Origin of the sequence: Saccharopolyspora sp. NPDC050642 (genome assembly GCF_040654735.1) — a bacterium.
In the GTDB taxonomy this organism is placed as follows: Bacteria; Actinomycetota; Actinomycetes; order Mycobacteriales; family Pseudonocardiaceae; genus Saccharopolyspora; species Saccharopolyspora elongata.
The window spans coordinates 135,181-159,921 of the sequence record NZ_JBFAIN010000018.1 but is presented as its reverse complement, the minus strand read 5'-3'; the positions used below and the strand labels follow the sequence as shown (position 1 = coordinate 159,921).

Here is a 24,741-nt window from a genome sequence, read left to right as displayed (position 1 = left end):
CTTCCGCACCGCCGACGGCGTGGTGCGCGCGGTGGACGGCGTCTCCTTCACCGTCGACGAGGGCGAAACGCTTGGCATCGTCGGCGAGTCCGGTTGACCGCAGTTTCAATTGAAACTGCGGTCACGGCAGGCGGCCGGCCGCGGGCGGCTCAGCTCATGGCGGTCGAGATGACCGACAGCAGGATGATCAGGAAGCACAGCGCGACGCTGCCGGCCATGATCCCGATGGCCAGGCCCATGCCGGGCGCCTTCTGCGGGGTCGGGCCGATGGCGCCGTTCATGAAGACGATCACCGGCGCCGCGTAGTGGACGTCGACCTGCTGACCGGCGTTGACCGGGATCACCGCGGTCGCGAGGCCGACCTGCCACAGGTAGTTGACGTGGATGCCGATCTGGTACTGGCCGGGCGGCAGGTCGACCGGGTTCTTGCCCCAGGTCAAGATCGGGCCCGGCTGCCCGTTGATGGTGAGCTGCGGCTTGAAGAACATCAGCATGAACGCCAGCCAGAAGTACGAGCAGTCGATCATGATGCGTCCCATGCCGGGCGCGGGCGGCGCCATCGGCTGGCCCTGCGGCGCGGCCGGGGCCGGCGGCTGCGGGTAGCCCTGCTGCGGCATTCCCGGCTGCATCTGCGGCGGCATCGGCTGTTGCGGCATCGGCTGCTGCGGCATCGGGCCGGACGGCGGGCCGTAGCCGCCGGGCGGCGCCATCGGCGGGCCCTGCTGCGGGTACGGCTGCTGCCCCGGCGGGGGGCCGTACGGGTTGGTCATGGAAAGCCTCCTGTACCTGGTGGGACCCCGCACTCGGGGTGATGCGGGAACTCCGCGCCCGGTGTCCGGTCGGCATCTGCCCCCGAGGATCGACGCCCGACCGCGGAAACATCGTCCCGCATGCCGTTCCCGAGGTTGAACCGAGGTGGCGGACGACACCATTGCCCGACCCCCGGGGCTTCAGCGGGAGTCGCCACGGGTCGATGATCTACCCAAGCGATCACCGAGGCTGCGGATGGGGGCTGCGGTGCAGGATCATGCGGATCTGCGGGCGAAGCTCAACGCCTATTCGGCGGGCGTGCTCAGCGACGTCGAATGGCTGACGGTGCGCACCCACCTGTCGGAGTGCGCGGCGTGCCGGACCGAGCTGGGGCGGCCGGAGTTGTGGAATCGTGCTGCGCCGCAGTGGATTTCACCGCGGGATCCGAAGCAGGCCCGCTGGGCGCCGGCCCGGCCGGGCTGGTCGGTGGTGTTCGGCTTCGCGCTGGTGGCGGCGCTCGTCGCCTTCGGCGTCGGCTACGCGCTCGGCACGTCGGCCTGATCTTCGGGCGCCGGATCCGGCTCTCCCGCAACGCTTTCCGACGTCGCCGTGCCGTCCAGCACCGCGGCGACGTCGCCTTCGGGCGGCGCGTCGGGCGCGTCGTCCTTGCGCCGTTTGCCGGAATCGCCGCGCAGGCGCTGGGAAATCACCTGCGTGATGCCGTCGCCGCGCATCGTCACGCCGTACAGGGCGTCGGCGATCTCCATGGTCGGCTTCTGGTGCGTGATGATGATCAGCTGCGAGGTCTCGCGGAGCTGGTCCAGCAGCGTGATCAGGCGCCGCAGGTTGGTGTCGTCCAGCGCCGCCTCGACCTCGTCCATCACGTAGAACGGCGACGGCCGGGCGCGGAAGATGGACACCAGCATGGCCACCGCGGTCAGCGACTTCTCCCCACCGGAGAGCAGCGACAGCCGCTTGACCTTCTTGCCCGGCGGCCGGGCCTCGACCTCGACGCCGGTGGTCAGCATGTCCTCGGGGTCGGTGAGCGTCAGCCGCCCGTCGCCGCCGGGGAACAGGACCTTGAAGACGGTCTCGAACTCCGCGGCCACGTCGTAGAAGGCGGAGGCGAACACCTCAAGGATCTTGTCGTCGACCTCCTTGACCACGCTGAGCAGGTCGCGGCGGCTGTCCTTGAGGTCTTCCAGCTGGGTGGAGAGGAACTTGTAGCGCTCCTCCAGCGCGGCGAACTCCTCCAGCGCCAGCGGATTCACCTTGCCCAGCAAGGAGAGGTCCTTCTCGGCGCGCTTGGCGCGGCGCTCCTGAGTGGCCCGGTCGAACGGCATCGGCGGCGGCGGGCTGACGTCCTCGCCGCGCTCCTTGGCCGCCTCGTACTCGGCGATCTCGGCGGGGCCGGGCGGAATCGGCACGGTGGGCCCGTACTCGTCGACCAGGTCGTCCAGGCCGATCCCGAAATCCTCGATGATCTTGGTTTCCAGCTGCTCGATGCGCAACCGCTGCTCCGCACGCACGACTTCGTCGCGGTGCACCGCATCGGTCAGCTTCTCCAGCTCCCCGCCGAGCTCGCGCACGCGCGCTCGCACGGCGCCGAGCGCCTGCTCGTGCTCGCTCTGCTTCGCCTGCGCGACGTCCCGCTCCTCCGTCGCGGCGCTCAGCGATCGCGCGATGCGCTCCAGCGCCGTCTCGGCCCCGGTGACCACGGCCTGGGTCACGCGCGCTGCGCGTTCCCGGGCCTTGCGAGCCGCTTCCGCGCGGGCACGCGCTTCGCGCTCATGGCGCGCTGCGCGGCGCAGCTGGTCGGCGCGCCCTTGCACGGCCCGGGCGCGCTCCTCGGCGGTGCGCTGTCCGAGGCGGGCGTCCATTTCCTGCTGCCGCACGGCGTTGAGCTCGGTGCCCAGCCGGTCGCGTTCGCCGGTGTCCGGCTCCACCGCTTCGTCCTGTTCGGACTTGACGACGCTCAGCCGCTCTTCGAGTTCGGCGAGCTTGACCAGGGCTTGTTCGCGGGATTGCTCGACCTTCACCCGCTGCTGCCTGATCCGGTCGACGTCGGCGCCGGCGGCGCGGGCGGCGCGTTGCAGGCTGGAAAGCCGTTCGGTGCTGCGGGCTCGCCGCACCTTGGCGTCGTTGATCTGCTCCTGCACGGCCCGCACTTCGGCACGCCGCGCTTCTTCTTCGGCTCGCGCGCCTTCCAGCGCCGCTGAGTGCTGCTCCAGGCGTCGCCCGGCGGCGGCGAGTTCGCGTTCGGCTTCGTCGACGGCGGCCTGCACCTCGATGGTGCTCTGCCGGTCTTCGGAACCACCGATCGCCCAGTGCACGCCGAGCACGTCGCCGTTCGCCGTCACGGCACGGACTTCGGGATGGCGCTGCACCAGTTCCCGGGCGTCGGTCAGCTCGTCGACGACCGCGACCTTGTCGAGCGCGGTGGCCACGGCCCCGCGCAGCCCGTCTGGCGCGGTGACCAGGTCGACCGCCCAGCGCGCCGAGCCGGTCAGCTGCGGCCAGCCCGATCGGTCGACGTCCACGGCGGAACCGATGAGCAGTCCGGCGCGGCCCGCCTCGTCCGCCTTGAGCAGTTCCAGGGCCGTCACCGCGTCCGTGACACCGCGAACGGCGACGGCGTCGGCGACCGCGCCCAGCGCCGCGGCGAGTGCGGCCTCCGCGCCCGGCTCGACGCTGAGCAGCGCCGCGACCGTGCCGAGCAGGCCCGGCACCCGGTCTCCCGCCGACATCAGCGCGCCGGCGCCGTCCTTGCGCTGCAAGCCCATCGACAGCGCTTCGACTCGCGCCTTCCAGGACGCGATCTCCCGCTCCGCGGTCCGCTCGGCCTTCACGAGCTCCTCGACGCGGGCGCGCGCCGCATCGCGCGCTTCGGCTGCGCCTTCGCGGCGTTCTTGCAGCCCGGCGTCGTCGGAGTCGTAGCCGCCGCTCTCCTCCTCCGCGTCGGCCTGCGCGCGCTCCGCTTCCTCGGCCCGCCCAGTGGCTTCTTCCAGCGAATCCGACAGCCGCTCGATCTCGTCGGCCGTGTCGCTGACCTTGCTGCGCAGCGATTCGACCTGGCCGGACAGCCGGGCAGCGCCCTCGCGGCGGTCGGCGATCGCCCGCACCGCGGCGAGGTGCGCCTGTTCGGCCTGCTTCAGCGCGGATTCCAGCTCCGAGCGGCGCAGCACGACCTCGTTGAGCACCTCGCGGGCCTCTTCGACCTGCTCGCGGAGCTCGATCTCCTGCTCCGCCGCCTCTTCTGCCTCGGCGTCGAGCTGATCCGGGTCGCGGCCGGGGCGGTGCTCGTCGGTCTGCGCCGTCAGATGCCGGTGGCGCTCGGCGGCCAGCCGCAGCGTGCCGTGCAGCCGCTCCTCCAGCGCCGACAGCCGGTACCAGGTCTCCTGCGCGCGGGTCAGCCTCGGAGCGTCCGCGGCGACCTGCTCTTCGAGGGTCTTCTCCTCGGACTGCGCGAACTGCAGGGCGCGCTCGACCTCGGTGCGCTTGGCGCGTGCGGTTTCCTGGTCCGCTTCGTCGCGGGCCAGGTCGGCGCGCGCGGTGATCAGGTCGTCGGCGATGAGGCGCAGCCGGGAATCCCGCAGGTCGGCCTGCACTGTCGCCGCCTTGCGGGCGATCTCGGCCTGCTTGCCGAGCGGTTTGAGCTGGCGGCGCAGCTCGCTGGTCAGGTCGGTCAACCGGGTCAGGTTGGCCTGCATCGCGTCGAGCTTGCGCAGCGCCTTCTCTTTGCGCTTGCGGTGTTTGAGCACGCCCGCGGCCTCTTCGATGAGCCTGCGGTTCTCGTCCGGCTTGGCCTGCAGGATGCTGGCCAGCTGGCCCTGCCCGACGATGACGTGCATCTCGCGGCCGATGCCGGAGTCCGACAGCAGTTCCTGCACGTCCATCAGCCGGCACGTGTTGCCGTTGATCTCGTACTCGCTGGCGCCGTCGCGGAACATCCGGCGGGTGATGGAGACCTCGGTGTACTCGATCGGCAGCGCGCCGTCGGAGTTGTCGATGGTCAGCGTGACCTCGGCGCGGCCCAGCGGGGCGCGGCCCGCGGTGCCCGCGAAGATCACGTCCTCCATCTTGCCGCCGCGCAGGTCCTTGGCGCCCTGCTCGCCCATCACCCAGCGCAGCGCGTCGAGCACGTTGGACTTGCCCGAGCCGTTGGGGCCGACGACGCAGGTGATGCCGGGTTCGAAGCGCAGCGTGGTGGCCGAGGCGAAGGACTTGAACCCCTTCAGCGTCAGGCTCTTCAGGTGCACGGCTGCGATCGACCTTCCCGTGTTTCGTCCGGTTCACCGGCGGTCACATCCGGCAAAGCCTACCGCTGCGGCCACTCGCGACTGCGCAGAACCGCTGGTTGCGGCGATTTTCCCCGCGCACCGCGCACTTGGAGATCAACGCCGGGTGCGCCCTGGACCCGTGCGCACTTCTGGTTGCTATCGCGACACAACGTACGCACGGCTTCCGGCCAGGCGAAACCGCTGCTAGCGCTCGACGAAACCGGTCAGCCCGCCCTTGGGCTCGGACCACTGCTCGGCGACGTGGTCGACGTGACCCGGGGTTTCGCCGGAGCGCAGCGCCGCCAGGAGCTTCGCGCAGGCCTCGCGGGACCCTTCGGCGACCACCTCGACCCGGCTCCCCGGCCGGTTGGTCGCGCTGCCCACCAGGCCGAGCTCCAGCGCCCGGGAACGCGTCCACCAGCGGAAACCCACGCCCTGCACCCGCCCGTGCACCCAAGCGGTCAGTCGTGCCTGTTGCGAATCGGTCACGCCCGGCATGATGCCGCACGGCCGCCGCGCGCGCGGTGTTGGCTCGCATCCACGACCGCGCTTGCTCGGGCTGCCGGTATGATCCGCCCGATTCGGCTGGGAGCCTGGGGTTTCGGGGCACCCGGCGCAGGCCGCCCGACGAGCCGACGAGTGGGGCACGCAATGGACCCGATGTTGCCGGAAGACCCGGACGCCCGGCCAAAGCAGCTGGTGATGCTGGCCGCGTCCGGCATCGCGGTGGCCACCGTCTTCGCGACGACCGCCGCGATGGTCGCCGGCGCGCAGCAGCACGACGAGGCGACGCCGGACTTCACGCTGAAGCCGACCGCCACGTCGCGGCCGGCGGACACGTACACCACGCCGCCGCTGCTGCCCCCGCCGCCGCCGAGCGGCAGCGCGACCTCGGAGACGTCCACGACCGCCAGCCGGACCACGTCGTCGACAACGCTGACGAGCACCGGCGAAATCCCCGGCGACTTCCCGGTTCCGCCGCCGCCGGAGCAGCCCGCGCCGCCGACGCGGCCGACGACGACGCCCACCAACCCGCCGACGACGAGCAAGCCGATCCCGACGACGACCCCCACCGAGGACCCGGTGCCGACGGACACCACCGAGTGGGAATCGGCCGGGGAAGACGCGTGACGCTGGCCGTCCACGCGTGCCGGTCGCTGTGCTCGTGGCATCGGACGCCCAAGGAGCTCAACGGGTTTCCGCTGCTGGCCTGTCGCGGCTGCGGCTCCCAGTGGATCCGCAGCGAGCAGTGGACGCCCATCGACCACACCGGCCGGATCCCCGACGACGTGCGGGCGGAACTCGCCGAGCGCTGACGCTGCGCGCCCACCCGTGCACCCATCGTCACGGAATCGTGCTAGTAAATGTCGGGTGGCGGTCAGAACACCAGCGCACGGGCGAGGGCGAACGATGGACGAGGCGGCGGCGAGCACCGGCAAACGCGGCCGGAAGCAGCAGCGCCCCGACCCGGCGGACGGCCCGGTCGCCGAATTCGCGTTCCGGTTGTGCGAGCTGAAGGAGGCCGCGGGCGATCCGTCCTACGACCGGATGCGCGCCGAGTTCGGTGCGGCGGCGTCGAAATCGGCGCTGTCGGCGGCGGCCCGCGGCCGGGATCTGCCGTCGTGGGAGACGACCTGGGAATTCGTCCGCAGCCTCGCCGTGAACGCGCTCGGCCAGGACGCCGAGGTCGTCCGTCGCGAGTGGACGCGGCGCTGGCAGGAAGCCCAGGTGACCGGCGAACCGGAGCCGGTACCTGCTCCTGCTCCTGCTCCGAAGCGGCGCTGGCCGCTGGTCGTGCTCGCGGCCCTGGTCGCGCTGGCGGCGGGTTCTGGCGTGTTCTTCTGGCTGTCGCCGCCCCAGCGCCCGATCCCCGGCGACGCCTCGTTCATGCTGAGCGAGGACCCGCCGGACGGGATCGAGGTCAGGGCCGGCGGGCGCTTCGTCAAGACCTGGGAACTGCGCAACATCGGCCAGGTCCGCTGGACCGGCCGCTACCTCGAGCAGGCCGGTCGCGAAGGCGGATCGCAGTGCACCGCGCCGCACCGGGTGTCGATCGCGGTGGTCGAGCCGGGGCAGGCGGTGCGGCTGAGCGTGCCGGTGGAGGCGGGCAGTGCGCCGGGGCGGTGCAAGATCGCGTGGAAGATGGTCGACGAGAACGGGGTGCTGTTCTACCCGGCGAGCGCCCTGCGGCCGATCTACTTCGACGTGGCGGTGGTGCCGTGAGCCCGCCGCCCGGGCTCACGGCACGCCCGGTCACTTCTTGATCTCGATGCAGGCGTGTTCCGCCCGGACCTTGCCGTTCTCGACCAGCGCGCTACACACCTTGGTGCCGTTCTTGAACTTGCCGCCGCCGGGCTTGAAATCGACCCAGACCCGGCCGAGGCCGCACTTGGCGTGCCCGGTGTCGGAGTACTTCCGGCCGTCCGCGTAGGTGCCCCAGACCTTGAAGTCGGCGTTGCAGGTGTAGTTCTTGATGTCGATCGAGGCCTGGATGTTCTTGACCGTCGTGCTCTCACCGTCGACGGTGGTGCACAGGAGAGCCGGATCGGTGCGCAGATTGGTGCCCGTGCATCCCTGCGCACTCGCAGAAGCAACCGGCGCGACGACGAGCATCCCGCCCAACAGCACAGCACCCGAAGCGCCGATTGCGAAAACGCGAGCCAGCTTGCTGGTCATGATTGTTCACTCCTCGCTGAGACCGTTCACCCGGGAGTTTCACGATTCGGCTTCTCCGCCGAACGAAATCGCTTCTCCTCGGGTTTCCGAAATGCCGTCCGGAACCGGACTGGAACCAACGTAGCCAGCATTCCGACAGGTTTTCCAGCCAACAATGAGTGAATGAATTAACCGATTGACCAGCGGTCAACAATCAATGTCTTCGCAGGCCAACGAGTTGTCCAGCAGACTGTCCGGACATTGCCCACGAGCCGTCCGGCCCACTCCACGGGCCGAACGACAACATCGTACCGCATTTCTGAAACTTATTCAGATGCAATTCGGGTAAATCATTCGGGGTCGCCGACGACGACCAGATCGGCCCGGCCCCGACTGGCCGAGATGATGGCGGCGTTGCGCTCATCGCTGCGGTGCACCCATTCCTCGGCCTCCTCGGGAGTCCGCCCGTGACCGATGTGCCGATCGATGAGCCGCCGCACCCGGACATCGTCATCGGGCGCGAGGAACCACGCCTCGTCGAGCAGTTCCCGGACCGCCGACCACGGTGGCGAATCCAGCAGCAGGTAATTGCCCTCGGTGATCACCAGCGGCACATCGGGATCGACGGCGATGGCCCCGGCGTAGGACTCCTCGATCTCCCGGTGGAACTCGGGGGCGTAAACGGTGCCGGGCCCGCCTTCCCGGATCCGCCGGAGCAGCGCGACGTACCCGGCGGCGTCGAAGGTGTCGGGAGCGCCTTTCCGGTCGGCCCGCCCGAGCCGCCGCAGCTGGCAGTTGGCCAGGTGGAAGCCATCCATCGGCACGAGAACGGCGGAACCGCCGAGCTCCCGGACGACCCGCCTGGCGACGAACCCCTTCCCTGCCGCGGGAGCCCCGGCGATCCCCAAGATCCGCCGCTGCCCGCTGCCGGCCAGCGCCCGAGCCCGCTCGACCAACTCCGAATACCCGACCACACCGCACCTCCGCACAGCCGTCGCCCAGGCTACGCGGGCCCGAACCTGCGGCCGCGGCAAATTCCCGAGCGATCTCCTGCTCGACGGCATCGATCTCCTCCGGCGAGATCGAACTGCCGGTGCTTGGTGCTACGCGGCGGGGCGCAGCAGGTGGCGGCCGATGAAGAAGTTGACCGCGGACAGCACGCATGGCACCAGCAGGAGCAGCAGGTAGCCGATGATCGCTGGCGTGTACTGCACCTCCGGGAGGACCGACGAGCGTCCGGACGAGCGAATGACCATTGCCAGCAGGCCGCAGCTGCCCAGCGACGTCGCGATGGTGCCGCCCCAGAAGACCGCCAGCAACCGGCATGCCTTACCCGCAGCCGTCTTGTTGAGCTGGCCGTTCTTGACGTAGGACCGCCCGGAAAAGACCGTGATGCTGGAGAAGAAGTGGAAGAACGCCGAGATACCGCCGAACATGACGGCGATGCCGGAAATCGGGTGGTGCGCGGTCGGCAGGCCGAACCCCAGCGCGAGGATGGCGATCCCCTCCACCAAGCTGAGCACCAGCGAACCCGCACCGAACCGCACCGCGCCTGATCTGATCCTGCGCGCGACGTCGTCCGGCACGGGGACGTGCTCCCAGTACGGCCGGTGGACGGTCACTGGTTGACCTTCCAGTCCGATCCGTCGCCGTCGCTGACACTCCCGTCGGACAGGTCCTGGTCCGAGCGCGACCACTTGTCGCCGAGGTCGGTGATCTTCTGCTTGATCGCGGTCTGCTCGGTCTCGATGGTGGTGGTGAAGCTGTTCATCGAGATGATCGCGGTCGTCACCAACCCGATGGACACGCCCGCCGCGGTCGCGATCGCGCCGATCGCCGCCGGGATGCCCACGACGGTGCAGGCCGCCGCGATCGCGCCCACGGCACCGACGACGAACACACCCAGGGCGACGCCGATCGCGAGCCAGAACGCATCCAGCGCGCTCGCCAGGCTGTTCAGCGAAGTGCGGATCTGCATCGCCATCAGCTTGACCGACGAAAGCCCGTCGCCCTGCGCCGGAACCAGCGCCTTGTACGCCTCGGCCGCCTTGCCGGTCCACTCGACGTTGGCCTTCAGCTTCTGCAGGTTGATGTCGCCGGCGATCTCCCCAGCCTTGTCGCCGACCTCGGTGGCCCACTTGTCGCTGGTTTCCCGCAGCTTGTCCGAGTCACCGGGCTGCTCGAAGAGCTGGGTGATCCGGTCCCAGAACTCCTGGACCTTCTGGGCCAGCGCCTGCATGCCCTGCTTGATGGGCTCGATGAGGTACGAGAGGAAGTCCGGCACCCAGCTCATCAGGTCGTTGACCTTGTTGAAGAAGTCCTGGATCTTCTCGTTGAGGTCGTTGGACTTGTCGCTCGCCTGCGCGACGAGAGTGTTCGTCATTGCCATCCCCGGATTCAGTACGCGTTCTGGATTCCGTGCTTGCCCTGCTCGTCGTCGCGCTCGTACTGCGCGGCCGCTTCGGTCAGGTCCGAGCTGATCTCGCGGAAGTAGTCGGCAGCCTGCTTCAGCATGTCCTCCAGCGCGCTTCGCGCCTCGTCATAGGTCTTGTCGATCCCCCGGTCGACCGCCCACATCGAAAAGGAACCCGGGTCGATCTGCAACGTTCCGATCGTGCTCAGCGGGCCATCGAGGTCCCCGGCGGCCGTGTCCCAGGTCTTGGCGTCGGAGCGCATCGCCTCCAACGCCACGCCGATTCCAGCACTGGTCATCGTTTCTCACCTCCATGCGTGCGACGACATCGACCGGTCAGGAACCGAGCCCGAGTCGCCGGAGAAGCAGCTGTGGATTGGACGCCAAACCGTTCAACTCGTCGATCGCGCGACTGCGCGGCCCGCCCGCCAGATCCGTCGGCGTCGACTTGCTCTGCAGCGTTGCGAGCAACGATGCGAGCTCGGTCTCGATCTCCGAGTTCCGCGCCGCGGAAGCCCAGTTCGGGTCGAGCGATAGTTGCAGGATCTGACCTCGCTGGGCCGTGCCGCTGACGTTGCGGCCAGGGCTTTCCGCGGTGACGGTCTGGTCGGCGATGGCGGTGAGCTGTTGCGTGAAAGCGTTCAGACCCGCGGTGACCTCGTCGAGCAGCCTGGTGATGTCCTGCGAGCTCAGCGGCGAATCGTCGTAACCGGGTGCGGCTTGGAGTTGATCGGTCCCTTCGAGGTCCGCCGACTCCAGCTTCTTGCCCAGCGCCAGCATCGTTGCCGCGTTCGCGGCCGCGACGACGCCGACGTGCAGTTGCCGGGGGTCGATGACCTGTCGCCAGTTGTCCGCCAGCGCCACCGACACGACCTCGGCGTCGAATGTCGAGCTGACGGAGACGACGCCGGACGGGTCCTGCCCCACCACGGTGTCGACGGCCGTCGATGCCCGGGTCGGTTCGTCGGCCTGAGCCAGCCAGTCGGTGTCGTCGTATTCCCAGTCGTCGGGTTGATGCCGACCAAAACTCATCCCGCAATACCTCCCGTTCTTGGGGTACGACGGTTCCAAGCCGCCGATGGTTCCCACTCGTGCCCGATCGGCAAGCCGGCGTTCTCAGTCGTCCCAGATCTCGGCCAGGAGTTCCCGGGCGTACTCCGCGATCCTCGCGTTGTCCGCCGGGGCTATCGTGCTCCAGCGGCGGCCGTCTCCGCTGGGGCGGACCACGTGGCTGTAGCGGCCCTTGTCCGTGTCGTGGAACGCCACCACCCTGTTCGCCCGCTCCGGCCTGCCGCCTCGGTTCGGGCAGACCTCCACGCCGAACTGGCCCCGGATCCCCATTCCGTCCGCCATGTTCGCCACGTCCGCCGCGTCGTCCGGGGCGATTCCCAGGGCCCGGAGTTCGTCGGTGAGCAGCAGCGGGTTGTTCGGGCCCGCGTAGTCGCTGGCTTCGCGGAGGACCTCGTTGGGCAGGCTCACCGCCCGGCCCGGTCCCGGCGGCATGTCGCCCGCCACCGACACCGCCGCCTCCACCAGCGAGCTCGCCCGGATCGGGGTCAGCTCGACGATGTCGCCGTCCACAATGGTCAGCAGGCCGGTGCCGCCGTTCGCCGAGGCCAGGGCGCGAATCGACCGGTCCGCCCAGATCCGCACGTCGATGCTGCGCTGCGGCCGGTCCAGCAGGCCCAGCAGGTCCGCGAAGTCGACGTCGACCCGGTCGCGGTGGGGCTCCGCCAGGCGGCGCTCGCGGAGCCCGGCCCACACGTCCGCGACGAGCTGCGCGCGCTCCGAGTAGGTCGCTCCCGGGCTCGGCACGTTGAGGATGATGTGCCGACGCTCGGTGAGCTTCTCCGCCTCGCAGACCACATCGAATTCCAATGCGGACAGCACGATCGGATCGGCTTCTGCTCCAGGGCGCAACGTCAGTCCCGCTTCTTCGGCTCGTCGTCGGGGGATTCGTCGTCGGCTTCGTCGTCGGGCTCGAAGTGCCCGAGCACCGGCGGCGCGACCAGCCGCTCGTCGTCGAACGGGGTTTCGTCGGCGACGTACTTGTTCTCGTGCTCCGCGTCTTCGCTGCGCTTCTCGCCGCGGGTCGCCGCCGGTCCCATCATCGAACCGGCCGCCGGGCGGCTGCCCGGCGTGTTGCCCGCGGACCGCCCGGCCATCGTGTCGCCGGGTCCGCCGCCGATGCCGGACGAACCGCCTCGGCTCAGCCCGGAAGCCGAGCCACCGCCGGCCGATGCCGCGGCCGGGCCCCGGCCGCCGAGCATCCTGCTCGCGGCGTAGGCACCGATACCCGCGACCGCCGCACCACCTGCGGCGATGCCGAGCACCGTGCCGGAGTTGATGCCGCTGCTCGTCGCGGCGGCCTCCGGCGTCTGGTCCGCCTCGCCGCCGGTCTCCCGCTCGTCCGGGTGCCGCCCCGTGCCGCTGCGGTCACCGGGATCCTGCGCACCCACGCCATCGCCGCGCTTGATTCCGCCGCCGATGTTGCCGCTGCCGACGTTCCCGCCGCCCACGACGACACCGGGCGTGCCCCCGTCGACCGCCGAGCCGCCGCCGTAGTAGCCGCCGCCGACCGAACCCACGCCGACGCCCGGCATGCTCGTGCCGGACGCCGACTGCGCGGACACCGTGGCGGGCGGCATCTCGGGCAGCGGCTGGTACGAATCGGCCTGGCTGACCGAGGTGTTGCGGTACGAGCTGAGCGCGGCCTGCGCGGCCTGCTTCTGGCCCTCGATGTTCTTGGCTTCTTCGTCGTAGTCGCTCTCGTAGCCGAAGGCACCGCCGGCCCATTCGAGCGCGTTCTCCGACTGCTTGTGCTTGAGCTCGTCGTTGTTCGGCAGCCCGTTGCGGGCGGACTCGTAGCCCCGGCCCTGCGCGTCGACGCTGTCCGCGGACGCCTTCAGGGGATCCGGGGCGTCGGCCATGAAGACGGACTGCTGCTGGGTCGCCGCCGCCGCGAGGCTCCCGGCGTTGCCCTCCCACGCGATCTGCAGCTTGCCGAGCTCGCGCCGCAGCGTCTCGTCGAGATCGACGACCACCTGCACGCACTCGTCCAGCGCGCGCACCGCGCCCTGCATCGACTCCGCGCCGCGCCCCTGCTTGATCTGGGTGATCCATTCCTGGAGCTGGGGGATGTCCATCCCCTCGAACCGGATGTCCCGGATCGGATCGATGCTGGTCACGACTCCCCCTAGCTACCCTGCAAGGTCGTCACGGCCGCCTCGGCGGCCTGCTTCGCCCGCTCGCACATCTGGTCGTTGTTCATGCCGCCGGGAGTGGTGAGGCTCAGGTCGACGTAGAGCGTCTGCCCTTCGGCAGCATCGACGAACACCGCACAACCGAGGCTCTCGCCACCCGGAACCTGCGCTTGCACCGCACCGAAGCCGTTGACCTCATACGTCTTCGCGGTCTTCGCCTTCACGGCCGCGATCTTCGGCGCGAAGGCGTCCAAGCCCTCGGGCACCACCCGGAGCGAGATCCCGAAGTTGACCTTGCCTGCGGCTCCAGCGAAAGAACACCCGTTGTAGTTGTTTCCGTTCTTGACCACTGGGCGACCACCACCCACCTGGAGCGGTGCCTTCTGCTCGGGAGACAGCCAGGTGCAGATCTCCGCGTCCTGCTTGCCCGCGATCGCGAGCTCTTTCGGGCGTTGCGGAAGGTCCAGCGAAGAAGATGACTCGGCCTCCGAAGTCGGAGCCGAGCTCGGCGGCTCCGGATCCGGGCCGTTCACCGTGCACCCGGCAAGCGCGAAAACAGCGGCCAGCCCGATCAAGCCATGCCCGAAGCGCAACCGCACGGGACTCCCCTCACACCTGGTTCTGCTGCAGCTGGAAGGACGCAGCGATCTCATCGTCGGTGAAGCCATACTGCTTGGCGGCTTCTTCGAGTTGCCTTCCCAGTTCAAAGACGTTGTCCACGTACTGCATGAGACGCGCGTAGTGAGAGTCCGGATTTCCCAGCAGGTTCGCCGACCAGACCGCTGCGGAGGTCGAGCTGATCTCGTCGTCGGCCGGAGCGTTGACAGCCAAGTTGTGCGCGAGGCTGAACAGCTTGAACTGCGCGTCCTCGGCCGCCGCGAGGATGACCTTGCGGACCTCGAGGACGTTGTCCTTGTTGACGGTGATGGTTTGACCGGCGCCCCCCGGAACCGGCGGCGGTGGTGGTGCTGGCGTCGTCATCGCGGGAAACCCCCAGGTCGCGGCGTCTGATCACCCGGTCGAAGGCCGACCCTAGCAGCGCGACTTCCCGCCCCGCACCAACTCTCGGAAACTTCACACCAACCCAACGCACCCATGCGCGGATCCGCATGAGGGCCACGAACAGCGGAGAACACCAGCACACCGCCGCAGGCTCCGAACCGCTTGTGCCGAAACAAGGAGCGCGTCACGGTTCGAAGCGGTAGCCCATGCCCGCTTCGGTGATCAGGTGGCGGGGGTGGCTCGGGTCCAGTTCCAGCTTCCTGCGGAGTTGGGCCAGGTAGACGCGGAGGTAGTGGGTTTCGTTCGCGTACTGGGGTCCCCAGACCTCCTTGAGGAGCTGCTTCTGGCCCACCAGGCGGCCCCGGTTCCGGGCCAGGACCTCCAGCATGCCCCACTCGGTCGGCGTCAGGTGCACCTCGATGCCTTCGCGCAGCACCTTCTTCGCCGACAGGTCGACCGTGAACGTCGCGGTCTCCACCACCGGTTCGTCGGCCGCTTCGCTGGTGCTGGCGCGCCGGACCGCCGCGCGCAGGCGCGCCAGCAGCTCGTCCATGCCGAACGGCTTCGTCACGTAGTCGTCCGCCCCGGCGTCCAGGGCGTGCACCTTGTCCGTGGAGTCCGTGCGCGCGGACAGCACGATGATCGGCACCGTCGTCCAGCCGCGCAGCCCCGCGATCACCTCGTTGCCGTCCATGTCCGGCAGGCCGAGGTCGAGGATCACCACGTCGGGTTTGCCGTCGATGGCCGCGCGCAGCGCGGACGACCCGTCCGTGGCCGTCAGCACCTCGTAGCCGCGCGCGGTCAGGTTGATCCGCAAGGCGCGCAGCAGCTGCGGCTCGTCGTCGACAACCAGGACCCTCGTCATCGTTTCCCCTGTCCGTCAGCGGCGACCACCGGGAGTGAGAGCACGATCGTCAACCCGCCGCCGGGGGTGTCCTCGGCTCGGATCGTGCCGTGCATCGCCGTCATGAAACCCTGCGCCACGCTCAGGCCGAGCCCGACCCCGGCCACCCCGGTGTCGCCGCGCTCGCCGTGCTCGCCCAGCCGCTCGAACGGCGCGAACGCGGACTCGGCCGCGTCTTCCGGCAGTCCCGGCCCGTGGTCGACCACGCGCAGCTCGACCCGCGCCGCGTGCTCGCTCGCCCGCACCCTGATCCGGTCGCCGTTCGTTCGCCCGTACTTCAGCGCGTTCTGCACCACGTTGGCCACCACGCGCTCCAGCAGCCCGACGTCGGCGAGCACCGGCGGCAGGCTCTCGTCGATGTCGACGTCGATGTGCTGCCGCCCGTCCAGCCCGGCCAGCGCGCCCGCGACGACCTCGTCGTAGCTCACCGGGCGAAGCCGCGGGGCGATCGCGCCGGTCGCCAGCCGGGAGGAATCCAGCAGGTTGTCCACCAGCTCGGTCAGCCGGTCCGAGGATTCCTCGACGCCGGCGAGCAGGTCGGCGGTGTCCTCTTCGGACAGCTGCAGGTCGGCGGCGCGGAGGCTGCTCACCGAGGCCTTGATGGACGCCAGCGGGGTGCGCAGGTCGTGGCCGACCGCCGACAGCAGCGCGGTGCGCAGCTGGGTGGCGTCCGCTCGCCGCTGGGCCTCCTGCGCTTCCGCGGCCATCCGCTGCTGGCGCAGCGCGACCAGCGCCTGCCCGGCCGCGCCTTCCAGGACGGTGCGCTCCGCGGCCGGCAGCGGCCTGTTGCCGGGGCGCTTGAGCACCAGGTGGACGTCCGGGTTGACCTCGATGTCCACATCGGACTGCTCGGGTCTCGCGCAGGGCCGCACTCCGGTGGAGGCCGCCACGTGCCAGCCGTCCTTGGTGCGTTCCAGCAGCGCCGCCGAGGTGAGGCCGAAGTTCTCCACCACCTTCTCCAGCAGCCGCGCCAGCGGATCGGGATGGGTGAGCACGGTGCGGGCGTAGGACGTGAGCAGCGCGGCTTCGGTGCGGGCGTTGGTGGCCTGCTCCGCCAGCCGCGCGGCCCGGTCGACCATGATCGCCACCAGCATGCCGACGATCATCATGGCGACCAGCGTCACGAGGTTCTGCGGCTCGGACACGGTCAGCGTGTACAGCGGCGGCGTCAGGAAGAAGTTCAGCAGCCCGCCGGAGAGCAGTGCGGCGACTATCGCCGGGGCCATCCCGCCGACCAGCGCGACGATGACGGTGGCCAGGAAGTAGCCGACGACGTCCGTGGACAGCGCGACATCGCCGAAGAAGTAGGCCACCGCGGTGACCGCGCTGGGCACCAGCACCGACAGCACCCAGCCCCACAGCTGGCGGGCCGACGACAGCGGATTCCTGGTGATCTTCCGGAGGAATCGCCGCCCGCCGGCCTCGGCGTGGGTGACCATGTGCACGTCGATCGGCCCGGACTTCTGCACCGTGGCGGCGCCGATGCCCTCGTCGAACAGCCGCGCCCAGCGGGACCGCCGCGAGGTGCCGATCACCAGCTGCGTGGCGTCGGCCGCCCGGGCGAACTCCAGCAGCGCCTCGGGCACGTCGTCGCCGACGACGCTGTGGAAGCTGGCGCCCACGGCGTCGGCGAGCTTGCGGGCGCGCGCGATGCCGGTCGGCGACGCCCCGGCGAGCCCGTCGCCGCGCAGCACGTGCACCACCTGGAGTTCCGCGCCCGCGCGGGCCGCGATCCGGCGGGCCCTGCGGATCAGCGTCTCGCTCTCGCGGCCACCGGTGACGGCGACCACGACGCGTTCGCGGGCCTCCCAGGTGTCGGTGATCTTCTTCTCCGCGCGGTAGCGGCGCAGCGCCACGTCGACCTGGTCGGCCAGCCACAGCAGCGCGAGCTCGCGCAGCGCCGTCAGGTTGCCGGTGCGGAAGTAGTTGCCCAACGCGGCATCCACCCGGTCCGCCGCGTAGACGTTGCCGTGCGCCATGCGGCGGCGCAGCGCTTCCGGGGTGATGTCGGCGAGTTCGATCTGCTCGGCGCGGCGCACCACCTCGTCCGGCACGGTTTCCTGCTGCCGGACGCCGGTGATCGTCTCCACCACGTCGTTGAGGCTCTCCAGGTGCTGCACGTTGACCGTGGACAGCACGTTGATCCCGGCATCGAGGAGTTCGTCGATGTCCTGCCAGCGCTTCTCGTTGCGGGAGCCGGGAACGTTGGTGTGCGCGAGCTCGTCGACGATGGCGACCTCCGGCTTCCGGGCCAGCAGCGCGTCGAGGTCCATCTCGGTGAGTTCGACGCCGCGGTGGCTGACGCGCCGGCGCGGCAGGACCTCCAGTCCGTCGAGCAGCGCGGCGGTCTTGGCGCGGCCGTGGTCCTCCACGAAACCGACGACCACGTCGGTGCCGCGCTCCGTGCGCCGCTGCGCCTCGTTGAGCATCGCGTACGTCTTGCCGACCCCGGGCGCCGCACCGAGGTAGATCCGCAGCTCGCCGCGCCTTCGCCCCTTCTCCGCCACGCTTCCAGTCTCCTACGAACCGCTGTTATTAGCGGTTGCCTTCACCGAATACCGCCTCCGGCCCGCGCGTACTTTGTGCCGCTGTGGCAACCAAAAGTACGCACGGCCCTGACCAGGCAACTTACCCCGTCGGCATCACCCTGCCCGGTGGACGGCGACGTTGAGGGTCGGCACGTTCACCACGCGCTCGGCGACGATCCCACCGCTGGTGTTCTCGGCGATCAGGCGCCGGACCTCCTCCAGCGGGATGCCGGTGACGCGAGCCACCCGGGCCGCCTGCAGCTCCGCGTAGGCCGGGCTGATGTCCGGGTCGACGCCGCTGCCCGACGCCGTCACGGCGTCCGTCGGCACCTGCTCGGGCCGCACGCCCTCGCGGGCGGCGATGGCGTCGCGCCGCTCCTGCACGGCGGCGAGCAGATCCTCGCTGGCTCCGCCGTAGTTGGAGCCGCCGGTGCTCGCCGGGTCGCCCGGGCCGAGCGCACCCTCGGCGGACGCCGCGGGGCGGGTGTGGAAGTACGGGTCGTGGGCCGGGTCGGCCGGGACCGGGTCGATGCCGATCAGCGACGAGCCGACGACCTTGCCGTCCACCACGATCTGCGAGCCCTCGGCGTTGGCCTGCAGGCCGGGGATCCGGCTGATGCCCCAGATCGCCAGCGGATACGCCACGCCGAGCACGACGGTCGCCACCAGCAACAGCCGCAACCCCGCCAACGCCTGCCGCAGCAGTGTGCTTTTCATCAGTGCCTCTTCGGTTCGGGTCGGCCGCAATTTCAATGGAAATCGAAGGTCCGATTTCCATTGAAATTGCGGGAAGTTGTCCACAGGTCCGGGCGTGTCGGGACCTGACACGCCGGAGGAGCGCAATTTCCATTGAAATTGCGGACCAACGGGATCCTCGGCATGTCCCGGGCCCTCTCAGCCGATGCCCGGGATGAAGCGGATGACCAGGTCGATCAGCCAGATCCCGAGGAACGGCGTGACGATGCCGCCGAGCCCGTAGACCAGCAGGTTGCGCCGCAGCAGCGCGCTCGCCGTGGTCGGCCGGTAGCGGACCCCGCGCAGCGCCAGCGGGATCAGCGCGATGATGACCAGCGCGTTGAAGACGACGGCCGACAGGATCGCCGACGTCGGGGTGGCCAGCCGCATGATGTTCAGCGCGTCCAGCTGCGGGTAGATCGCCACGAACATCGCGGGCAGGATCGCGAAGTACTTGGCCAGGTCGTTGGCGATGCTGAAGGTGGTCAGCGCGCCGCGGGTGATCAGCAGCTGCTTGCCGATCTCGACGATCTCGATCAGCTTCGTCGGGTCGGAGTCGAGGTCGACCATGTTGCCGGCCTCTTTGGCCGCCGCCGTGCCGGTGTTCATCGCCACGCCGACGTCGGCCTGCGCGAGCGCGGGCGCGTCGTTGGTGCCGTCGCCGGTCATCGCGACCAGCCGGCCGCCTTCCTGCTCGGCCTTGATCAGGGCCATCTTGTCCTCGGGCTTGGCCTCCGCGAGGTAGTCGTCGACGCCGGCCTCGGCGGCGATGGCCTTGGCGGTGAGCTCGTTGTCGCCGGTGACCATCACGGTGCGGATGCCCATCGCGCGCAGCTCGGCGAACCGCTCCTTCATGCCGGGTTTGACCACATCGGACAGCCGGATCACGCCGACCACGCGGGTTTCGCCGCCACTGCGCTCGGCGACCACCAGGGGCGTGCCGCCCTCCGAGGCGATCTCCTCGGTGAGTCCCTCCACTTCGGACGAGATGCCGCCGGCCCAGGCGCGCACCGCGCTGGTGGCGCCCTTTCGGATCTCGCGGCCGTCGATGTCGATGCCGCTCATCCGGGTCTGCGCGGTGAAGGCGACCTCTTCGGCTTGCAGCTCCGAACCGCGCGGCCGCGTGGGCAGCCCGTACTGCTCGGCGCAGTACGCCACGATGCTGGTGCCCTCCGGGGTCTGGTCGGCGAGGCTGGACAGCCGCGCGACCTCGGCCAGCTCGCCGAGCGTGGCGCCGCCGACGGGCAGCAGCTCGGTGCAGCGCCGGTTGCCGAAGGTGATCGTGCCGGTCTTGTCCAGCAGCAGCGTGTCCACGTCGCCTGCGGCCTCCACGGCGCGGCCGGACTTGGCGAGCACGTTGCGCTGCACCAGCCGGTCCATGCCTGCGATGCCGATCGCCGACAGCAGCGCGCCGATCGTCGTCGGGATCAGGCACACCAGCAGCGCGGTCAGGGTGATCACCGACAGCAGCGAGCCGGAGTAGCCGGCCATCGGCTGCAGGGCGACCACCGCGAGCAGGAAGATGATCGTCAGCGTGGAGAGCAGGATCGTCAGCGCGATCTCGTTCGGCGTCTTCTGCCGCTGCGCGCCCTCGACCAGCGCGATCATCCGGTCGACGAACGTTTCGCCCGGGTTGGTGGTGATCTCCACGACGATCCGGTCGGAGAGCACCGTCGTGCCGGCCGTGACCGCCGAGCGGTCGCCGCCGGATTCCCGGATCACCGGGGCGGATTCGCCGGTGATCGCCGATTCGTCGACGGTCGCGATGCCCTCGACGACGTCGCCGTCGCCGGGGATGACCTCGCCGGCCTCGACCACGACCCGGTCGCCGATGCGCAGCGCCGTGCCCGGCACCTGCTCCTCGACGCCGTCGACCAGCCGCCGCGCGACCGCCTCGGTCTTGGTGCGCCGCAACGATTCCGCCTGCGCCCGGCCGCGGCCTTCGGCGACGGCTTCGGCGAGGTTGGCGAACAGCACGGTGAACCACAGCCAGGCGGCCACCGAGATGCTGAACGCGTCCGGTTCGGCCGCGGCGAGCACGGTGGTCAGCACCGAGCCGGCCCACACCACGAACATGACCGGGTTGGCCAGCTGGTGCTTCGGGTTCAGCTTGCGCAGCGCTTCCGGCAGCGACGTCCACAGCTGGCGCGGGCTGAACGCGCCCGCGGTCATCTTCCGCGGCCCGGTTTCCTGCTGCGATTCCTGGGGTTTCTCCAGCGTGGTTGTCATGCGAGGGCCTCCGCGATCGGGCCGAGGGCGAGCGCGGGCAGGAAGGTCAGCGCCGCGACGAGGATGACGGTGCCGCCGAGCAGCCCGGCGAACAGCGGGCCGGTGGTGGGCAGCGTGCCCGCGGTGGCGGGAACGCGCTGCTGCTGGGCCACCGCGCCGGCCAGCATCAGCACCGCGAGGATGGGCACGAACCGGCCGAAGAGCATCGCGATGCCGAGCGCGACCTGGAAGAAGTCGCTGCTCACGGTCAGCCCGGCGAAGGCGCTGCCGTTGTTGTTGCCCGCCGAGGCGAAGGCGTAGAGGACCTCCGACAGGCCGTGCGCGCCGGTGTTGTTCAGGGCGTCCTCAGTGGACGGCAGCGCGAGCGCGGTGCCGGCCCCGAGCAGCACCATCGTGGGCATCACGAGGATCGACAGCGCGGCCGCGGTGACCTCCCGCCGCCCGAGCTTCTTGCCCAGGTACTCCGGCGTGCGGCCGACCATCAGCCCGGCCAGGAACACCGCGATCACGGCCAGCACCAGGATGCCGTACAACCCCGCGCCGACGCCGCCGGGCGCGACCTCGCCGAGCAGCATGTTCAGCAGCGGCACCAGACCGCCGAGCCCGGTGAAGCTGTCGTGCATCGCGTTGACGGCGCCGGTGGAGGTGCCGGTCGTGGCGACCGCGAACAGGCCGGAGAGGAACAGCCCGAAGCGGGTTTCCTTGCCTTCCAGGGCACCGCCGGCGGCCAGCGTCGCCGGGCCGTTGGGGTGGCTTTCGGCCCACCAGACGACCGCGGTCATCACGGCCATGATCGCGACCATCACCGTCAGCAGCACCCGGCCCTGGCGGCGGTCGCCGACCATGGTGCCGAAGGTGCGGGTCAGGGCCAGCGGGATGACCAGGATCAGGAAGATCTCCAGCAGGTTGCTGATGCCGCCGGGGTTGGAGAACGGGTGCGCCGAGTTGGCGTTGAGCACGCCGCCGCCGTTGGTGCCGAGCTCCTTGATGACCTCCTGGCTCGCGATCGGCGCGGTGGCGATGATGTGCTCCTGGCCGTCCAGGCCGATGACGTGGATGCCCGAGGCGAGGCTCATCGCCCCGCCGAGCGCGACCAGCAGCACCGCCGCGATGACCGCGATCGGCAGCAGCACGCGGGTGCAGCCGCGGGTGATGTCCACCCAGATGTTGCCGATGCGGCCGGTTCCGGCGGAAGCGAAGCCGCGCACCAGCGCGATCGCCACCGCCATGCCGACAGCAGCCGAGACGAAGTTCTGCACGGTCAGCCCGGCCATCTGCACGGTGTGCCCGAGCACCTGCTCCGGCACGTAGGACTGCCAGTTCGTGTTGGTCACGAAGCTGACCGCGGTGTTGAACGCCGTCGCGGGGTCGACCGCGCCGCGGCCGAAGCTCAGCGGCAGCAGCGGCTGCAACCGCTGCATCAGGTAGAGCAGCGCGACGGACATGACCGAGAAGCCGAGGACGCCGGCGGCGTAGGTGGTCCAGCGCTGCTGGGCGTCGCCGTCGATGCGCACCAGGCGGTACACCGCCTTCTCGACGCGCCAGTGCTTCTCGCTGGTGTAGACGTGGGCCAGGTAGTCACCGAGGGGCCGGTAGACCACTCCGATGGCCAGGATCAGGAGGCCGACCTGCACCAGGCCGACCATGGGGGAACTCATCAGAACTTCTCCGGCCGGATAAGCGCGACGAACAGGTAACCGATCAACAGCAGCGCCAACACGCCTCCGGCGACGTTGGCTAGCAAGGTGCTCACAAGCGCTCCAAACCGCGGAGGGTCAACGCCAGGACGAGGAACCCGCCGATCAGCAGCACGGCGTAGGCGAGATCAGCCACCGCTGCGCACTCCTTCACTCGAAATCGGGCCACCGGCTCGTGGTGACCGCCTACGTCCAGCGAAATCCCCGCGACGGGCGCGGCCAAGGCCCATGACGGCTCCTTGACACCCGCCCCGAACGCATTGATGCGTTCTTGATGCGCCCGATCGAGTGAGGCGGCGGCGCCGGTTTTCGGGCGGTTTCGCTGATCCGCACGTTTTGTGAGTGGCTGACTTCACTCCGTGAGTTGGTTTCGTCGATGCAACGATCTCGTTAACCTGGCTAATGAAAGCGCGTGTGGCTCGGACCACCCGGAACCCGGCGCCCGCGGCCCGACGCGAGGTCAAACCGACACGGAGGAGAACCCGAAATGTGCGGCATCTCCGGCTGGATCGACTTCCAGCGCGACCTGACCGGCGAACAACCCGCCATCGACGCCATGTGCGCCACCATGACCTGCCGCGGCCCGGACGCCGGCGGCACCTGGGTGCGCCCGCACGCCGCCCTCGGCCACCGGCGGCTGGCCATCATCGACCTGCCCGGCGGGGCTCAGCCGATGGAGGCCGCGACGCCCGACGGCGAGGTCGCGATCGTCTACAGCGGCGAGGCCTACAACTTCACCGAACTGCGTGACGAACTGCGGCGCCGCGGCCACCGCTTCGACACCGACAGCGACACCGAGGTCGTGCTGCACGGCTACCTGGAGTGGGGCCCGCAGGTCGCCGAACACCTGAACGGGATGTTCGCCTTCGCCGTCTGGGACACCCGCAGCGAGCAGCTGCTGCTGATCCGCGACCGGATGGGCATCAAGCCGCTGTACTACTACCCGACCGAGCAAGGCGTGCTCTTCGGTTCCGAGCCGAAGGCGATCCTGGCCAACCCGCTGGCCGAGAAGGTCGTTGACGTCGGCGGGCTGCGCGAGATGTTCACGATGGTCAAGACGCCGCGGCAGGCGATGTGGTCCGGCATGCGCGAGGTGGAGCCGGGCACCGTCGTCACCGTCGACCGCAAGGGCCTGCGCGAGCACACCTACTGGCGGCTGCGGGCCGCGGCGCACGACGACGACCAGCAGACCTCCGTCGCGCACGTCCGCGAGCTGCTCGACGACATCGTCGCGCGGCAGCTGATCTCCGACGTGCCGCGCTGCGTGCTGCTCTCCGGCGGCCTGGACTCCAGCGCCATCACCGCGCTGGCCGGCCGCCAGCTGGCGCGCAGCGGCGAGCAGGTCCGCAGCTTCGCGGTCGATTTCCTCGGCCAGGCCGACAACTTCGTGCCCGACGAGATGCGTGGCACGCCCGACACGCCGTACGTCCACGACGTCGCCGAGCACGTCGGGTCGTTGCACCAGGACATCGTCCTGGACCCCGACGCGCTCGCCGATCCCGCCGTGCGCCGCGCCACCGTGCAGGCCCGGGACTTCCCGCTGGGGATGGGCGACCTCGACCAGTCGCTCTACCTGCTGTTCAAGGCGATCCGCGGGCACTCGACCGTGGCCCTGTCCGGCGAGTCCGCGGACGAGGTCTTCGGCGGCTACAAGTGGTTCCACGACCCGCAGGTGCGGCAGGCCGAGACCTTCCCGTGGATCGCCGCGGTGCGCGCGCACTCCACCGAGCGGGCGGAGATCCTCAGCCCCGACGTGGCGGCGGCGCTGGACCTGGAGTCCTACGTGGCCGACAGCTACCGCGACGCCATCGGCTCGGTCCCGGTGCTCGACGGGGAGGGCGACTTCGAGCGCCGGATGCGGGAGATCTGCTACCTGCACCTGACCCGGTTCGTCCGCGTCCTGCTGGACCGCAAGGACCGGATGAGCATGGCGGTCGGCCTTGAGGTGCGGGTGCCGTTCTGCGACCACCGGCTGGTGGAGTACGTCTTCAACGCCCCGTGGTCGCTGAAGACCTTCGACGGCCGGGAGAAGAGCCTGCTGCGGCACGCCACCGCCGACGTGCTGCCGAAGTCGGTGCTGGAGCGGGTGAAGAGCCCGTATCCGTCCACACAGGACCCGAAGTACGCGGCGGTGCTGCAGCGCCAGGTGGCGGACCTCGTCGCCGCGGGAGACCCGGCGCTGTCGCTGCTCGACGAGCGGTGGCTGCGCGGAGCGCTGGCGCAGGACCCGGCGCGGATCGACCCGATGGCGCGCTTCACCTTCGAAAGGGCCCTCGACCTGTCGGTGTGGTTCGACATCCACAACCCGACGATCAAGCTCTGACCGGAACCCCCGGAAGAGGGAA

Annotated in this window: 24 protein-coding genes; 5 read left to right on the top strand and 19 right to left on the bottom strand. The window is 70.1% G+C overall.

The genetic code is table 11. From position 1 onward, the window contains the following. Window positions 1-149: 149 nt before the first annotated feature. Window positions 150-770 (bottom strand): hypothetical protein, encoded by a 621-nt coding sequence (locus AB0H93_RS25985; RefSeq protein WP_358575787.1) that lies wholly within the window; start codon window positions 768-770, stop codon window positions 150-152. A 247-nt stretch (window positions 771-1,017) separates the two neighbouring features. Between AB0H93_RS25985 and AB0H93_RS25980 the strand changes: the two genes are divergently transcribed. Then, window positions 1,018-1,311 carry a zf-HC2 domain-containing protein gene (locus AB0H93_RS25980; RefSeq protein WP_358575785.1) on the top strand — a complete coding sequence of 98 codons (294 nt, stop codon included), beginning with the start codon at window positions 1,018-1,020 and terminating at the stop codon, window positions 1,309-1,311. Here the strand turns inward: AB0H93_RS25980 and smc are convergent. After that, window positions 1,287-5,009 carry a chromosome segregation protein SMC gene (smc, locus tag AB0H93_RS25975; protein WP_358575784.1) on the bottom strand — a complete coding sequence of 1,241 codons (3,723 nt, stop codon included), beginning with the start codon at window positions 5,007-5,009 and terminating at the stop codon, window positions 1,287-1,289. The genes AB0H93_RS25980 and smc overlap by 25 nt on opposite strands. 225 nt (window positions 5,010-5,234) lie before the next feature. Beyond that, entirely contained in the window at window positions 5,235-5,528 is a 294-nt protein-coding gene (locus AB0H93_RS25970) for an acylphosphatase (protein WP_132484840.1), read from the bottom strand. Between the two features lie 153 nt (window positions 5,529-5,681). Between AB0H93_RS25970 and AB0H93_RS25965 the strand changes: the two genes are divergently transcribed. From AB0H93_RS25965 to AB0H93_RS25955, 3 genes are all read left to right on the top strand, one after another. Then, window positions 5,682-6,161, top strand: coding sequence for a hypothetical protein (locus AB0H93_RS25965; protein WP_358575782.1), 480 nt, complete (start codon window positions 5,682-5,684; stop codon window positions 6,159-6,161). Beyond that, window positions 6,158-6,346, top strand: a complete 189-nt coding sequence (locus tag AB0H93_RS25960; protein WP_358575780.1) for a hypothetical protein — start codon at window positions 6,158-6,160, stop codon at window positions 6,344-6,346. The genes AB0H93_RS25965 and AB0H93_RS25960 overlap by 4 nt, the downstream gene beginning before the upstream one ends. Before the next feature lie 94 nt (window positions 6,347-6,440). Further along, window positions 6,441-7,253, top strand: coding sequence for an NBR1-Ig-like domain-containing protein (locus AB0H93_RS25955; RefSeq protein WP_358575779.1), 813 nt, complete (start codon window positions 6,441-6,443; stop codon window positions 7,251-7,253). A 30-nt stretch (window positions 7,254-7,283) separates the two neighbouring features. Here the strand turns inward: AB0H93_RS25955 and AB0H93_RS25950 are convergent, their stop codons facing one another. The 16 genes from AB0H93_RS25950 to kdpF all read right to left on the bottom strand — a co-directional run bounded on the left by AB0H93_RS25950 (window position 7,284) and on the right by kdpF (window position 22,452). Continuing rightward, window positions 7,284-7,706, bottom strand: a complete 423-nt coding sequence (locus tag AB0H93_RS25950; protein ID WP_358306714.1) for a hypothetical protein — start codon at window positions 7,704-7,706, stop codon at window positions 7,284-7,286. 329 nt (window positions 7,707-8,035) lie between these two features. Then, entirely contained in the window at window positions 8,036-8,659 is a 624-nt protein-coding gene (locus AB0H93_RS25945) for a nucleoside/nucleotide kinase family protein (RefSeq protein WP_358575778.1), read from the bottom strand. Window positions 8,660-8,788: 129 nt separating this feature from the next. Further along, window positions 8,789-9,307 (bottom strand): hypothetical protein, encoded by a 519-nt coding sequence (locus AB0H93_RS25940; RefSeq protein WP_358575777.1) that lies wholly within the window; start codon window positions 9,305-9,307, stop codon window positions 8,789-8,791. Next, window positions 9,304-10,068: a hypothetical protein gene (locus tag AB0H93_RS25935; RefSeq protein ID WP_358575776.1), complete on the bottom strand. Its 765-nt coding sequence runs from the start codon at window positions 10,066-10,068 to the stop codon at window positions 9,304-9,306. Before AB0H93_RS25935 ends, AB0H93_RS25940 begins: the two co-directional genes overlap by 4 nt. A 14-nt stretch (window positions 10,069-10,082) precedes the next feature. Further along, entirely contained in the window at window positions 10,083-10,397 is a 315-nt protein-coding gene (locus tag AB0H93_RS25930; protein WP_358575775.1) for a type VII secretion target, read from the bottom strand. 37 nt (window positions 10,398-10,434) lie between these two features. After that, a complete protein-coding gene (locus AB0H93_RS25925; protein ID WP_358575773.1) occupies window positions 10,435-11,130 on the bottom strand; it encodes a hypothetical protein in 696 nt (231 codons plus the stop codon). An 84-nt stretch (window positions 11,131-11,214) separates the two neighbouring features. Continuing rightward, entirely contained in the window at window positions 11,215-12,018 is an 804-nt protein-coding gene (locus tag AB0H93_RS25920; protein ID WP_358575772.1) for an ESX secretion-associated protein EspG, read from the bottom strand. A gap of 2 nt (window positions 12,019-12,020) precedes the next feature. Continuing rightward, on the bottom strand, window positions 12,021-13,286 hold the full coding sequence (locus AB0H93_RS25915) for a hypothetical protein (RefSeq protein ID WP_358575770.1): 1,266 nt from the start codon (window positions 13,284-13,286) through the stop codon (window positions 12,021-12,023). A gap of 8 nt (window positions 13,287-13,294) precedes the next feature. After that, entirely contained in the window at window positions 13,295-13,900 is a 606-nt protein-coding gene (locus AB0H93_RS25910; RefSeq protein ID WP_358575769.1) for a DUF3558 domain-containing protein, read from the bottom strand. Window positions 13,901-13,910: 10 nt separating this feature from the next. Then, complete coding sequence (locus AB0H93_RS25905; protein WP_358575768.1) at window positions 13,911-14,282, bottom strand: hypothetical protein; 372 nt, start codon at window positions 14,280-14,282, stop codon at window positions 13,911-13,913. 205 nt (window positions 14,283-14,487) lie between these two features. After that, window positions 14,488-15,168, bottom strand: a complete 681-nt coding sequence (locus AB0H93_RS25900) for a response regulator (protein WP_358575767.1) — start codon at window positions 15,166-15,168, stop codon at window positions 14,488-14,490. Next, entirely contained in the window at window positions 15,165-17,714 is a 2,550-nt protein-coding gene (locus AB0H93_RS25895; protein WP_358575766.1) for a sensor histidine kinase KdpD, read from the bottom strand. The genes AB0H93_RS25900 and AB0H93_RS25895 overlap by 4 nt, the downstream gene beginning before the upstream one ends. Window positions 17,715-17,849: 135 nt before the next feature. After that, entirely contained in the window at window positions 17,850-18,452 is a 603-nt protein-coding gene (locus AB0H93_RS25890; RefSeq protein ID WP_358575765.1) for a potassium-transporting ATPase subunit C, read from the bottom strand. Window positions 18,453-18,629: 177 nt separating this feature from the next. Continuing rightward, window positions 18,630-20,699, bottom strand: a complete 2,070-nt coding sequence (gene kdpB / locus AB0H93_RS25885; protein ID WP_358575764.1) for a potassium-transporting ATPase subunit KdpB — start codon at window positions 20,697-20,699, stop codon at window positions 18,630-18,632. Continuing rightward, the gene (kdpA, locus tag AB0H93_RS25880; RefSeq protein ID WP_358575762.1) at window positions 20,696-22,357 is read right to left on the bottom strand and encodes a potassium-transporting ATPase subunit KdpA; all 1,662 of its coding nucleotides are present in this window, start codon (window positions 22,355-22,357) and stop codon (window positions 20,696-20,698) included. Before kdpA ends, kdpB begins: the two co-directional genes overlap by 4 nt. Beyond that, entirely contained in the window at window positions 22,357-22,452 is a 96-nt protein-coding gene (gene kdpF / locus AB0H93_RS25875; protein WP_093262700.1) for a K(+)-transporting ATPase subunit F, read from the bottom strand. Before kdpF ends, kdpA begins: the two co-directional genes overlap by 1 nt. 431 nt (window positions 22,453-22,883) lie before the next feature. Between kdpF and asnB the strand changes: the two genes are divergently transcribed. Further along, entirely contained in the window at window positions 22,884-24,719 is a 1,836-nt protein-coding gene (gene asnB / locus AB0H93_RS25870; protein WP_358575761.1) for an asparagine synthase (glutamine-hydrolyzing), read from the top strand. Window positions 24,720-24,741: the final 22 nt, after the last annotated feature.